Origin of the sequence: Paraburkholderia sp. Ac-20342, from assembly GCF_017104985.1 — a bacterium.
Taxonomy (GTDB): Bacteria; Pseudomonadota; Gammaproteobacteria; order Burkholderiales; family Burkholderiaceae; genus Paraburkholderia.
Genome location: NZ_JAAGPQ010000143.1, coordinates 1 through 12284 on the forward strand (window position 1 = coordinate 1; position 12284 = coordinate 12284).

At 65.3% G+C, this 12284-nt stretch carries 11 protein-coding genes, 1 pseudogene and 1 riboswitch; of the genes and pseudogenes, 3 read left to right on the plus strand and 9 right to left on the minus strand.

The features are described 5' to 3' along the window. A partial coding sequence (locus tag G3N58_RS32225) for a VRR-NUC domain-containing protein (RefSeq protein WP_206001213.1) occupies positions 1-610 on the minus strand: 610 nt, incomplete at its 3' end. Positions 611-637: 27 nt separating this feature from the next. After that, positions 638-3361 carry a type VI secretion system tip protein TssI/VgrG gene (gene tssI, locus G3N58_RS32230; RefSeq protein WP_206001214.1) on the minus strand — a complete coding sequence of 908 codons (2724 nt, stop codon included), beginning with the start codon at positions 3359-3361 and terminating at the stop codon, positions 638-640. Positions 3362-3672: 311 nt separating this feature from the next. On the opposite strand from tssI, the pseudogene G3N58_RS34370 reads away from it, so the two are divergent. Further along, positions 3673-3968, plus strand: a pseudogene (locus tag G3N58_RS34370) (2Fe-2S iron-sulfur cluster-binding protein). A 165-nt stretch (positions 3969-4133) separates the two neighbouring features. Here G3N58_RS34370 and G3N58_RS32240 read toward each other — a convergent pair. From G3N58_RS32240 to G3N58_RS32265, 6 genes are all read right to left on the minus strand, one after another. Then, positions 4134-5708 (minus strand): efflux transporter outer membrane subunit, encoded by a 1575-nt coding sequence (locus G3N58_RS32240; protein WP_206001216.1) that lies wholly within the window; start codon positions 5706-5708, stop codon positions 4134-4136. Next, positions 5705-6712, minus strand: coding sequence for an HlyD family secretion protein (locus G3N58_RS32245; RefSeq protein WP_206001217.1), 1008 nt, complete (start codon positions 6710-6712; stop codon positions 5705-5707). The genes G3N58_RS32240 and G3N58_RS32245 overlap by 4 nt, the downstream gene beginning before the upstream one ends. Further along, positions 6709-6918, minus strand: a complete 210-nt coding sequence (locus G3N58_RS32250) for a DUF1656 domain-containing protein (protein ID WP_167050491.1) — start codon at positions 6916-6918, stop codon at positions 6709-6711. The genes G3N58_RS32245 and G3N58_RS32250 overlap by 4 nt, the downstream gene beginning before the upstream one ends. A gap of 51 nt (positions 6919-6969) precedes the next feature. Further along, the gene (locus G3N58_RS32255; RefSeq protein WP_167050493.1) at positions 6970-9072 is read right to left on the minus strand and encodes an FUSC family protein; all 2103 of its coding nucleotides are present in this window, start codon (positions 9070-9072) and stop codon (positions 6970-6972) included. 6 nt (positions 9073-9078) lie between these two features. Then, positions 9079-9804, minus strand: a complete 726-nt coding sequence (locus G3N58_RS32260) for a MarR family transcriptional regulator (protein WP_206001218.1) — start codon at positions 9802-9804, stop codon at positions 9079-9081. Positions 9805-10002: 198 nt separating this feature from the next. Beyond that, positions 10003-10632 (minus strand): histidine phosphatase family protein, encoded by a 630-nt coding sequence (locus G3N58_RS32265; protein ID WP_206001219.1) that lies wholly within the window; start codon positions 10630-10632, stop codon positions 10003-10005. Positions 10633-10688: 56 nt separating this feature from the next. Then, a riboswitch (cobalamin riboswitch) is annotated at positions 10689-10832 on the plus strand. A 42-nt stretch (positions 10833-10874) separates the two neighbouring features. Between G3N58_RS32265 and G3N58_RS32270 the strand changes: the two genes are divergently transcribed. Then, positions 10875-11096, plus strand: a complete 222-nt coding sequence (locus G3N58_RS32270) for a CbtB-domain containing protein (RefSeq protein ID WP_167050499.1) — start codon at positions 10875-10877, stop codon at positions 11094-11096. An 11-nt stretch (positions 11097-11107) separates the two neighbouring features. Then, a complete protein-coding gene (locus tag G3N58_RS32275) occupies positions 11108-11848 on the plus strand; it encodes a CbtA family protein (protein WP_206001220.1) in 741 nt (246 codons plus the stop codon). A gap of 213 nt (positions 11849-12061) precedes the next feature. On the opposite strand, the gene G3N58_RS32280 is transcribed toward G3N58_RS32275, so the two are convergent. Then, the coding region (locus tag G3N58_RS32280; protein WP_206001221.1) for a hypothetical protein at positions 12062-12284 on the minus strand (223 nt) is incomplete at its 5' end.

Sequence of the window (12284 nt, forward strand, 5' to 3'; positions counted from 1 at the left end):
CCTCACCGCCCGAGACCTTCAGCACAGTCATGTGGTGGTTATCGCCGGCTATCCCTACATAGTCTTCTTCCTGTCCCTTTCCCCAGGTGTCTCCCGGAAACTTGACCTCGACGAGCCTCAGCAGGTTTGGCCACTGCGCCATCCCGTCGTGATCGACCGCTCCGCGACCCGGCCACCGGTTGCCCTCGTTCTCGACGATCACCACGTCCGGGCGGCGGACTTCGCCTGCAAGGCTGCCGGACAACGGAAACGGGTTCTGGCTGTGACGGCGCCCGGGGATGTCCCCATCGGTCTGACTGAGGAAAGGTATGGGCGGATATTCATTTGTGATCCACGGCCGCATATCAAACGACACCTCGGCCTTATACCGCCAGCAGAACTCATGCTTCCTCTCATCCGCGCGAATCGCCGCGCTCATTGCAATCTGCTTGAGCAGGCTCGTTCCCACCAGGCCATCCGACCTCTGTACCCGGAGTACCTCGGGCCACCACATCGCCGAGCGGATTTTTTCTTCGAGGTAACCCATCGCCTGATGCGGAAGACGGACGTATTTGGGTATGTCCTCCCGAATGGTCATGGTTGTGTCAACGGGAATCATCTGTGCTGCCATAACTTCATGGTCTCCTGTCCGGCTGTTTCATTCAGTAATGTGGTCAGAAAAAACCTCCGTCCCGCCACCCGCGAGGTGCCACGACTCGACTCTGGACTGCTGCCTCGCGGTATTGACCCGCAGTTGCACCGATTGCGATGCCGGCGCGAATGCGGGCATCGTTTCTCCCTTGTCGCTCGTCATGCCACTGAGCGCTCTCCCGGTCGGCAGATACAACCGGTAAGGATGCCGAGCCATGGGCAAGCCGCTTTTCTGATCGAGCAGGACGTACCGCGCCTGATAGTCGGGCCTGAAAGTCTCGAGTGGCCGCGGCATGGAGTCGGGCCCCGTCTTGCTCCACCTCGTGCACTTTTCGAGAATCGTGCCTGTCGTGCCGTTTGTGATGCCGCTGCCGTTGATCTGGATGTACGAGCCGCGCGAGCCGATCCAGATTTCCTGCGCCGCCTCGATGACGATCTTTCCGTCGGTGCTGGTGATGGTGAGGTCTTTCAGCGCGGCGAGCGCCATCTGGTCGTTCTGTGCCTGAATCTCGACCTTGCCCTTTGCCGCAAACAGCCGGATGCCGAATTGCGCCGCCACGAACGAAATGGCGCCGCGCACCGACGCAAACAGCGAACGGCCTGACACAATGCTGACGTCGCGCCCCGCCGTGACGGCATGATCGTTCTGGCTTGCCAGATGCGTGCTGTCGGCGGCCGTTGCGGCCAGACCCGCCGCGCTCGCGAGTACGAGGTCCGGCCGCGTCATTTCCGGCGACGGGTAGGCCGCGCTTTTTGCGCCACCTCTGATCGCGTCGTTCTGCGCCTTCATGCCGGCGGTCACATCGCACGGGTTCATCTGCGCGTCCTGCGCCTTGTGCCGTTGCGCCAATCGCGCCATGTCCTCATGCTGCTCGCGCGCCTGCCGCAGACGCTGCACCGTTTCGCCCATGTCCTTCATGGGTGCGTCCGCGCCCACACGTGTCTCGGTCGTAATGAGCATGCCGCGATTGGCGCGTGCCACGCCATGCGCTTCAGTCGCCAGTTCGAACCCTTCGCCGCGTGCCTGGGCCCGTCCGCGGTTGCCGTCGATGCGCGTATTGCTGCCGAGTACCAGCCGCGAGTTCGCATGATCGCTCGTCACCTGCACCTGGAGTTTGCCGGGCGTGTCGTCGGTCACGACGCTGTTGGCCCCGAGGCCTTCGAGGTCCCGGCTGCGCCAGCCCGTCAGCGCCTGGTTCTTCGGCAGTTCCCATGGCGGCAGCTGCGTGCGGTTCACCATGCGGCCGGATATATAGGGCTTGTCCGGGTCGCCTTCGTGGTAACTGATGGCGACCTCCTGACCCACACGCGGCAGCGCGGCAAACCCGTACTCCATGCCCTGCCAGGGCGACACCGCGCGCACCCAGCAGCTCGCCATGCTGTTGCGCTCGCTGAGCCGGTCCCAGACGAAGCGGACCTTCACCCGCGCATGAGCGTCCGGCCAGATCGCATAGTTTGCCGGTCCGGTGACGATCGCCGTTTCCGTGCCGCATTGAGGCTTCTTCTTCAGCCGGTTGCGGTAGAAACGGTTGGCCGGGTGCAGTTCGAACCGGGTGATACACCGGTATGGCTTTTCGTTGCCGCTGGCCTCGTCGTTGTCGCGGATATCGAGCGTCAGGGCGCTCACGAGGTATTCGGCATTGGCGGTCTGATCCGGATGGCCTTCGAGGTGGAAGGTATGCCCGATAGCCAGACCGCGCAGGTTGCCCCGGCCCTGGGCCGTGAGACTGCGCACACGCAGTGCATCGGCGCGCACGTTCGCCAGGTAGCGAGCCTCGTCCTCGATGTCGTTCGGCGTTCCCGACAGTCCGCCCGAACCCGCCAGCGGTTGCGCATAGTCGCCCCAGTCGTACTGCTCGGTGTCGGCATAAGGCAGGTTGTCGTAGCGGTTCAACGGATCGGACAGCAGGATTCGGCCGAGGCGCGTCGGATCGTAGTCGGTGAGGGTGACGGTACCCGCCGTCAGCGCGCGCGAGACCTCGAACCTGTGGATATGCTCCTCGTCGATGCGTGCGCCGTCGGGTGCCTGATACCGGATCGTGTCGTACATGTTGTGATGCGCGTGATAACTGCCGGGCGAATCACACAGGACCAGCGTCGGCCCTTCCATGAAAAACGTGATGCCCCATTCGCGCCATATCCGGCGCAGGAACGCGAAATCGCTCTCCCACATCTGCCGCACGTAGTCGCGTTTCGGCCAGCCTTGGGCCAGTCCCGGCGCGCCAAGGCGATAATCGACCGGATACGGATAGGCATCGAGCACCTGTCTCGTGATCTCGGCGATATTCATGTTCCTGAAAATGCGGCTGTCGCGGTTCAGTGTCGCGAGCCACAGCCATGGACGTATCGTCATGCGGTAGTAGGCATGACGCGGGTCCTCTCCGGCGAGTGCCATGTCCGTGATGAGGCCGGTGATCTCGCGCGAGCCGGCTCCCTTATTCGGGAGACCGCTCTCGCCCGGCAGGCCCGCAACGAAAGTTCCTTTGCCATCGAACCGGATCGACACGCTGACTTCGCGGCCCACGAGTTCGTCGGGTCTAATCATCGCGCGTGCCGCGGTAGCGCGTAGTGTCGGCGTATCGCGAGTCTTCAGTTTCACCGAGTATTCGTAGAGCTTGCCCAGCTTTTCGATGCCTTGCAGGCGCGCCGGAAACACCACGGGCTCACCGTTCCACACGGGTAGGACCTTGCCCGTGAGGGCAAGTGTGCGGACCTGTTTCGGCGTGTACATCGGTTCTCTCCGGTGGTGGATAGGGCGCAGGCAGACGTATCGGCGCACCGAACGTATGGCCTGCGATCGTTTTCCATTTCTCGGGGAAACGCAACGGCACGATGCCGAAAATCGGGCAGGGATATCTGTACTGCGAATAGATTTTTAAATTCCTGAAACGCTTTGAGACGCCCTGCCCTCGTGACTTCCGCCGCCTGACCGTGCGAAGCAAGTCTGTGCCCGGGACCGCGATCCGCCAGATGCTGAAATTGTCAGAAATCCTGAAATTTTGAGGTTCGGGAGAGCCGCGTGGCAATGCCGAATATCAATGGATAGACAAGGAGGGGCGCTGTGCCGCCGAGATATTATTGCTATGGGTGCGGTGTTGCGACCTCGGCATGGCGGGCGGCAAGTTCGGCTGAGGCTTGGCTATCCGCGGTGCGCGCGCGTCGTGCAATGCGGCTATTGCCAGAGCGCGCAACTGATGGCGGTCTGCGCGCTGCTCAAGCACAAGCCGAATCCGAACGATGCGGATATCGATGCGGCGATGACGCCGGTGGTGTGCCGTTGCGGCACGTATCCGCGGGTGCGGGCGGCGATTCATCTGGCGGCGCGGCGGATGGGGTAGGGCGGGACAAGCCGCACCGCACCCGCCTCACTCAACTGGCGAACCGAACCTCCTCCACGATGGCGATGATCACCGTGAAGATGCCGATGCATCCCCCAAGCGTCGCCGCGCCTTGCAGGCATGCCGACATGACGTGACCGCGTAGCGAATCGCGGTGTCCGGTATTCAGGGTGCCTTGCCCGCCGAGGTTGTCGTCGCCGGCATGGCCGCCGCCTTCGCCGCGACAGGCGTCGCCTTCAGCTGCGCCGGCGTTTCTCCCGGCGTGCTCTGCCCGCCGACCTCCCAGCCACCGCCCAGCGACAGGAACAGATTGACCTGATCGACTGCCACCTGGCCCTCGGCGCCCGCGAGTTGCGACTTCGCCGCCGTCAGCGTGCGCGTCGCGTCGAGATCGGAGATGAACGACTCGCGGCCCGCGAGATACAGCCGGTGCGTTTCATCCGCCGATTGCGCGGCCGACTTCAGCGCCGCGCGCAGCGAATCGGCGCGCGCGTAGTCGGAGGCGTAGGTCGCGAGATTGGTCTCGGTTTCGCGCAGCGCGTTCAGCACCACACCGTCGAACTTCGCGAGCGCGACCTGGCTCGACGCCTCGGCTTCGCGAATGCGGCCGCGCGCGCCGTTGGTCGGGAAGGTCCAGCTAATCAGCGGACCGAAGGCCCAGCGCCCGGTCGGCGAGGTACCGATGTCTTCGAGAATGCCCGTGAAGCCCGTCGATGCGCCGATGCTCACGCTCGGATAGAGCGCCCCGGTCGCCACGCCGATACGTGCCGTCGAGGCCGCGAGCTGACGCTCGGCTTCGTGCACGTCGGGGCGGCGGCGCAGCAGCGCGGCGCCGTCGCCGATCGGAATCGGCTGGCTGAGTTGCGGCAGCCGATCGCAGGCGAGCACGGCCGGCGGCAGATCGGACGGCGCGCGCGCGAGCAGCGCCGCGAGCCGGTATTGCGCGATCTTGCGGCGCGCCGTATAGCGCGGGATGTCGGCCGCGAGGTTGTCGACCTGGGTCTGACCGCGCGTGACGTCGGTCTGATTGCCGCGGCCCGCGTCGCGCAGACGGCGCGACACGTCCACACGCTGCTTCTGCAACGCGAGCGATTGCTGGGCGATGCGCAACTCCTCGGCCGCCGAGCATTGCTCGACGTACGAGCGCACGACGTCGGCGACCACGGTGATGCGCGCGAGGTCGCCCGCGGCTTCGACGGCTTCGGTGTCCGCCGCGGACGCTTCGACGCCGCGGCGCAGCTTGCCGAACAGATCGATTTCGTACGAGATGCTGATGCCGAGGTCGGCTTCGTTGGCGACCGGCAGTTTCTCGAAGAGCAGGTATTGCTCGGCCGATTCCTGTGCGCGTTCGACCGCTGCCGACGCCTTGCCCGAGAAGCCGCCCTGCGCCTGCGCGACGCCGAGCGCCTCGCGTGAGCGCGCGAGATTCGCGGCCGCGACGCGCAGATCGGTGTTCGACTTCAGCGCTTCGTCGATGAGGCTGTTCAGCACCGGATCGTCGTAGAGCTTCCACCAGACCGTCGGCGTGTTGAGGGTCGAGGTCAGGGTGGGGTCAGCGCCTTCGAGCGCGCCTTTGGCGAGCGGCGCGTTGACGAGCGCCTGCTTCGGCAGCGTGTAGTCGGGGCCGACGTTGATGCAGCCGTTCAGCGCGACCGCGAGCGGCAATAGCGGCAACAGCGGGAGCCATGGCCGCAGCGGCAGGCGCGGCGCCAGCGAGGATAAGGGGCGCGCGAGTTTCATTGCGACGCGCCCGACGCAGCCGCGGCCGGCGCGGCGGAACTGGCCGCCACGGCCGAACTGGCCGCCACGGCCGAACCGGGCGCCACCGGCGCGGCCGAAGCCGCCACCGCACCCGACACCGGCTGCCTTCTGACCGGCGACAGATCGCGCACCGACACCGTCGCGGTGCGGCCCGCGATCATGCGGAAGTCGGCAGGCACTTCGTCGAGCGCGACGCGCACCGGAATGCGCTGCGCGAGCCGCACCCAGCTGAACGCCGGGTTCACGTTCGGCAGCATATTCGAGCCTTGCGTGCGGTCGCGGTCCTCGATCCCGGCGACGATGCTCTGCACGTGGCCGCGCAACGGCGTCGGCTCGCCCATCACGGTGATGTCGACCGGCTGGCCGATGTCGATGCCGCGCAGCTTGGTTTCCTCGAAGTAACCGTCGACGCGGAACGAGTGCATGTCGACCACCGCCACCACCGGGCGGCCCGCCGCGACGAATTCGCCGGCGCGCGGCGCGCGGTCGTTCAGATAGCCGTCGACCGGGCTTTTGATCGTCGAGCGTTCGAGGTTCAGCTTCGCGGTGTCGATCGCGACGTCCGCGTCGGCGAGCGCGGCCTCGCCCGCATCGACGCGCGAGCGGCTTTCCTCGAGCACTTCGGCCGCGACGAGATTGCCGAGCTGGCGATTGCGCGCGTATTCGCGGCGCGCCTGGTCGAGCGTGGCGCGGCGTTGCTGCGCGGTCGCTTCGGCCTGGCGCAGCGCGAGCGCATAGCGCGCCTGATCGATCACGAACAGCACCTGGCCTTGCTTGACCTGCTGGTTGTCCGTCACCTCGACCGACGAAATCAGCCCCGAGATATCGGGTGCGACCTGGATCACGTCGGCGCGCACGTGTCCGTCGCGGGTCCACGGCGCGAACATGTAATAGGCGACCAGCTTCCACAGCACGAGCGCGGCCACGACGACGACGATCAGGGTCAGCAGGATCTGACCGAGCGAGAACCAGGTTTTTTTCACGTTATTAGTCTGTGCGAAACGACGACGACAAGGCCCAGCACCAGCACATAGATGCCGAGATCGAAGATGGAGCGATGCCACACGAAGCGGTAAAAGCCGACGTACGCGAGCACCGTGCGGATGACGAGGTTGATCAGGTAGGCGATCAGCATCAGCACCAGCACGGACGGCACGAACACGCCGAAGATATCGATTTCACCGATCATCGCGGGAACTGGAAAAGAGTGGGAACGGGCTGCCGGAAGCGGAGGCGCGCATCATGCGGAAGCCTCCGGTTCGGTCGGCGTCGGCTTCGTGAGCGTGGCCGGAAACAGCGAAAGACGCAAGCCGACGAGCGCGTGCAGCGCGTCGCGCAACTGGCGCGCCGAGGTCGGCGAGGTTTCGGTCGGCGCGGCGGCATTCGCGAGCCCTTGCGCGGTGACGCGCGCGACCGCCGCGTCGATCGACACCATGAGGCTCTGCGGCACCGGCTCGCGGCGGCGCCGCTCGACGCAGCTCTCGTAGTAACTGCGTACGCCGTCGAGAACGTGCTCGATCGCGCCCGGCACTTCGCCGCCGAGCTTGCGCGTGGCGCGGCGCAGATCGATCGCGTTGAACGCGATGCGCAGATCGCGGAAGCTTTCGATCGACGGATGACGGTGCTCGTCGGTCGCGGCGAGGCGCGGGATCAGTTGCATCAGACGGTCGAGCATGCGTGCGGCGAGATTGCGCGGGTCTTCGATCGGCGTCGTCGACGCGGTCAGTGCGACGTCGGCCCAGTTCGAGCGCAGCAGGCGCGAAGCCGCGAATTCGGCGCCGAACGGACGCGTCACGCGGGTCCACAGATACGCGTAGAGCAGGCCGGCGAGGCCCGCGAGATTGGCGTTCACGAAGGTGAGAAAGTTAGCCTCGTAGGCGCCCTGAATGCTGATGAAGGTCGCCGTGTTCACCGCGACGAGCACCGTGACCATGTTGAACTGCGGGCGCGGAATCAGCGTGCCGACGAGGATGAACGGCCCGGCGAACAGGATCACGAGCATCGGGAAGTCGTGCACGTGCGGCAGCACCGCGAACAGATAGACGCCCGCCGCGAGCACGCTGACCGCGGTCGCGAGGAAGAAGCGGAACACCATCGGCGCGGGTTCGTCGAGCGCGGCGAAGAAGCAGCAGGCCACCGCCGCGAGCGTCACCGCGCTGGCGCCGTCGTTCCAGCCTGAGCCGATCCACAGGCTGCACGCGAGAATCACCGCGAGGCCCGCGGACACGGTCGCGAACAGCATGATGCCGCGGTCGTAGAAACGCTCGGTGCCGCCGAGCCGCCAATGACGGAAGTGCGGCCGCCACGAACCTTCGTCGCGCGCGATGATGATGCGCAGCGAGCGGCAGTCCTGCCATACGTCGATGACCTGCCTCAGACGCCATAGCGCGTTCGAGAGCAGCGCGCCGTCCCAGTGCGCGAGCGCGGCCGCGGGTGGACGCAGCGCCGCGATGCGCTCGCGCAGCGCGTTGGCGGTTTCGTCCGGGTGATAGCCCTTGCTCGGCGCGGGCAGCGGCTGGTTGAACCACTTGATGACGTCTTTGAGCAGCGCGTCGAGTCCTTCGGGCCAGCTGTGCTGGCCGTTGTGGTAGAGCGCGAGCAGCGGGTCGGCGAGCGAGGACATGATCGGCAGCAGCAACTGCATGCGTCCGCGCAGTTCGTGTGCGCGCGCGAGGATGTCGGGCCGCGTGTGATCGTAGGCGAGCTGGCTCAGCAGCAGTTCCAGACCGTTGATCGTGCTCGCGAGCCGCTGCCGCGCGCCCGAAATCGCCGCGCTCGCGATGCGGCCCGACAGCGTTTCGGTCGCGTAGAACGCGGCGTCGCGAAACCATGCGTCGGTGCGCTCGATGATGGTCGGCGCGAGCCGGCTCGGAAACAGCGCACTGCCGACGATGCTCGCGCAGACGATGCCGACGAGGATTTCCTCGGTCCGGCTGACCGCGAGATCGAACACGCCGGTGGGATTCGTCACCGAAGGCAGCGCGATGATCGGCATCGTGTAGGCCGCGAGCATGAACACGTAGCTGCGCGCGGTGCGGTCCGATACCGCGAGGTAGAGCATCGTGCCGGTCCAGAGCGCGACGACCACGCTGAACAGATACGGCGATTCGACGAACGGCGGCACGAGCAGCACCGCGCCCGCCGCGCCGAGCGCAGTGCCGAGCGCGCGATAGAGTGCCTTCGAGCGGGTCGCGCCGACGAACGGGTTCGACACGATATAGACGGTGGCCATCGCCCAGTACGGCCGCGGCAACTGGAACGCGAGTCCGATGTAGAGCGCGAGCATTGCCGCGAAGAACGTCTTGACCGAGAACAGCCAGTCGCGAAAGGAAGGGTAGGCCATAGACCGTTACGCGGACCCGGCGTTGTGTGGCGCCGTTGCGCGGACGCCGCGTTTGGTGGACTTGCGTGCCTTGACCGTACCGTGCGCCTTGCCGGCGCCTGGGGCCGCGCTCTTGCCGGTCTTGCCGAGTTTGACGGCGAGGGGTTCGCGCCGCGCGGGTTCGCGTTTGAGCGGCGACGTGGTGCGCTTGGACGCGGCGCGTTCGAGCGGCGCGCGGGTGCCCGCTGCAGGTCCGGCCGTTGTGCCGCGTTGCGGCGGCTCGGGCTTCGCCGCCGCTTCGGCGTCGAGCTCGGCGCGGCCGCTGGCATCCGTCGTGAACGCATCGAGCACGCGCAGCGTGGCTTCGAGATCGTCGCGCGACAGGCCCTTGAGCGCCTGGGCGCGCAACGTGACCAGCTCCTCTTCCATCTTCGCGGTGACGGCGCGGCCTTCGTCGGTGAGCGCGACGGTTTTGGCGCGGCGGTCCTCGGGATCTTCCTCGCGGCGCATCAGGCCCGCTGCGCATAACTGATCGAGCAGCCGCACGAGCGAAGGGCCTTCGATGCCGATGTGATCGGCGAGCGTAACCTGGCGCACTGCCGAACCGAGCCGGCTCGCGGTCAGAAGCGGGGTCGCGCACGCTTCGGAGACGTTGAAGGCCGCCAGCACGCCATGACTCGTGCGCCGCCACTTTCTGGCGGCGACGACCAGCGTGCTGCTGACGGTGCGGCGCAGGGTATCAAGATTCGGCATGGCAGGTATTGTATTTCCTTGATATTCGTTAGCAAACTATTGAATCGGAAATTCGCGCCGTGCCGGGAGAGTCTGCGGCGCGAATGCGACAGTCGCGTTAAACGGAGGGGGACGGGACGTGTTTCCGATGGTGTCGGATGCGGCGGCGGGGCTGCCAGCAGGGGAGCGAAGCCGTATGTTTCGCATGCCGCGTTCGCGTCAGCGAGTGGCGGCTGGCCACCATGTCCAGCCGCGCCGCGAGTGGCGCAATTCGACGACCGACAGCGGAGCGATCTCGATGCGAGGAAATACCTGTGCGGATGCGCCGAGCGCATGCACGATGGCGGCTTGCAGCAGCGGCGCGTGCGTGATGGCGAGCACCGTGTGTGTTTGCGGCGATACGGCTGGCGGTGCCGGGTTTGCCGCGTTGCATGTCGATGCCGATGTCGTGGGTCCGTCCGGTGCGTCGAGCCATGCGCCGATCCGTTGCACGAGCTGGCTGAACGATTCGCCGCCGGGCGGCGCGGTGTCGGCGTCGCGAGTCCACGCGGCGAGTTGCAAGGGCGCTTCATTGGCGAGATCCGCGAGGCGCTGGCCGCGCCAGTCGCCGTAGTCGATATCCGCTAGCGCTGCGGCGGGTGTGGCGTTCAGGCCGAGCGCCGCAGCCGTATCGCGCGCGCAGGCAGCCGGGCTCGTGAAGACGCGAGCCTCGTGCGCAAGTGCCAGACGGGCGCGCGCCGCTTGCGCTTCGGCGGTGCCGCGCGCGTCGAGCGGGTCGTCGGAAGGGAAGCGGCCCGCGCGTTGCGAGGCCGTCGCCGCGTGGCTTATCAGTAGCAGTCGCGTATCCATTCTGTGCTTTCCCGATGCTGCCGTTTGTCCACGCGAGCTTGCAAACGTGGCCGAAGCTTTCATGAAGGCAGAAGTTTAGCGCGTAGAATAAGGGCTCCGCGAAGCACGGAAGCCGGTGAGAGCCCGGCGCGGTCGCGCCACTGTAATCGGTTTGCAAGCAAGAGCCGAAAGCCAGACCTGTGCTTCGCACCATTCCTATGTCATCGACTTTCGGGGCGCGTTACCCCCAGGAGATATCCATCATGGCCGAAGCCGTTTTCGATCCCGCCGCGCAACCTGCGGCCGAGCCTACTCCGATTCCTTTGCGCGAACTGCTGCCGTGGGTGGTATTCGGCGGTTTGCTGCTGTTGCTCGCGCTTTATTTTGTTGGTGCGGAAGAGGGGGCTACTTCGCTGGTCCCCGGCATGTACGTGCATGAGTTCGTGCACGACGGCCGCCATCTGCTTGGCTTTCCCTGCCACTAACGGAGTCCGACATGGTTGGCAAATTACTGGTGCGCGGGATGCTCGCGGGCATCGTCGCGGGCTTGCTCACATTCAGCTTCGCGAGACTCGCGGGTGAGCCGCAGGTCGATCAGGCTATTTCATTCGAAGAAAAAGCGGCGGCCGCACGCGGCGAAGCTCCCGAGCCCGAACTCGTGAGCCGCGAAACGCAGGCGGGTCTCGGTCTGCTGACCGGCGTCGTGACGTATGGTGCGGCGTTCGGTGGTTTGTTCTCGCTTGTGTTTGCGTATGCCTATGGACGGGCGGGTGCATTGAGCATGCGCGCGTTGTCCGCATGGCTCGCGCTCGGCGCCTTCATCGCGCTCGTGATCGTGCCGAATATCAAGTATCCGGCGAATCCGCCATCGGTCGGCGATCCCGAGACGATCGGCATGCGCACGGGGCTGTTCTTCCTGATGATCGCCATTTCGCTCGTGACGATGGTGTTTGCGCTGAAGGTGCGCCGCCGCGCGGTTGCGAAGCTCGGCGCGTGGAATGGCTCGATCGTGGCAGGCCTGGTGTTCGTCGCGATCATCGCGGCCGTGCAGTTGTCGATGCCGGTCATCAATGAAGTGCCCGCCGCTTTCCCGGCCGTGCTGCTGTGGAAGTTCCGCGTCGTCGCGATCGGCATGCAGGTGATCATGTGGGCGACGATCGGGTTGCTGTTTGGCGCGCTGGTCGAGCGCAGTGCATTCATGCGTACGAATGCGCGCGTAACGATGAGGTCGGCCTGAGATTGAAGGCAATGCATGACCGCGAAAGCGGTCATGCTTCGCGCGCAACGCGCAAGAATGGTTTTACTTCAATGACTTGGCGTAATTGTGGAGTGGTTATCCACAGGCTTGCGAACATTTTCTGTGGAAAAGCTCCTCAGGTCGCTTTTCGCCAATTACCTAATCTTCTAATCCATGTTCTTCGCTTCTCCCGGTGCAAATTAAATCGGATGGCTAACTAATTCGAATTCGATGCCATGGTGCTCGATTTTTAAGCTCTTCGATTTTTTTAAAAGAAATTGTGAGAAGGGTCTTGACGTGATGCGGGGCGGTCAGCATAATCTCGTTTCTCTGCTGCAGACGCAGCGACGCGAACGAAGCGGTGCCGGGTGGTGTTGGGCATGGTTGAGTGAGCGGACTGATCTTTAAAAACCAACAGCCGATAAGTGTGGGCGCT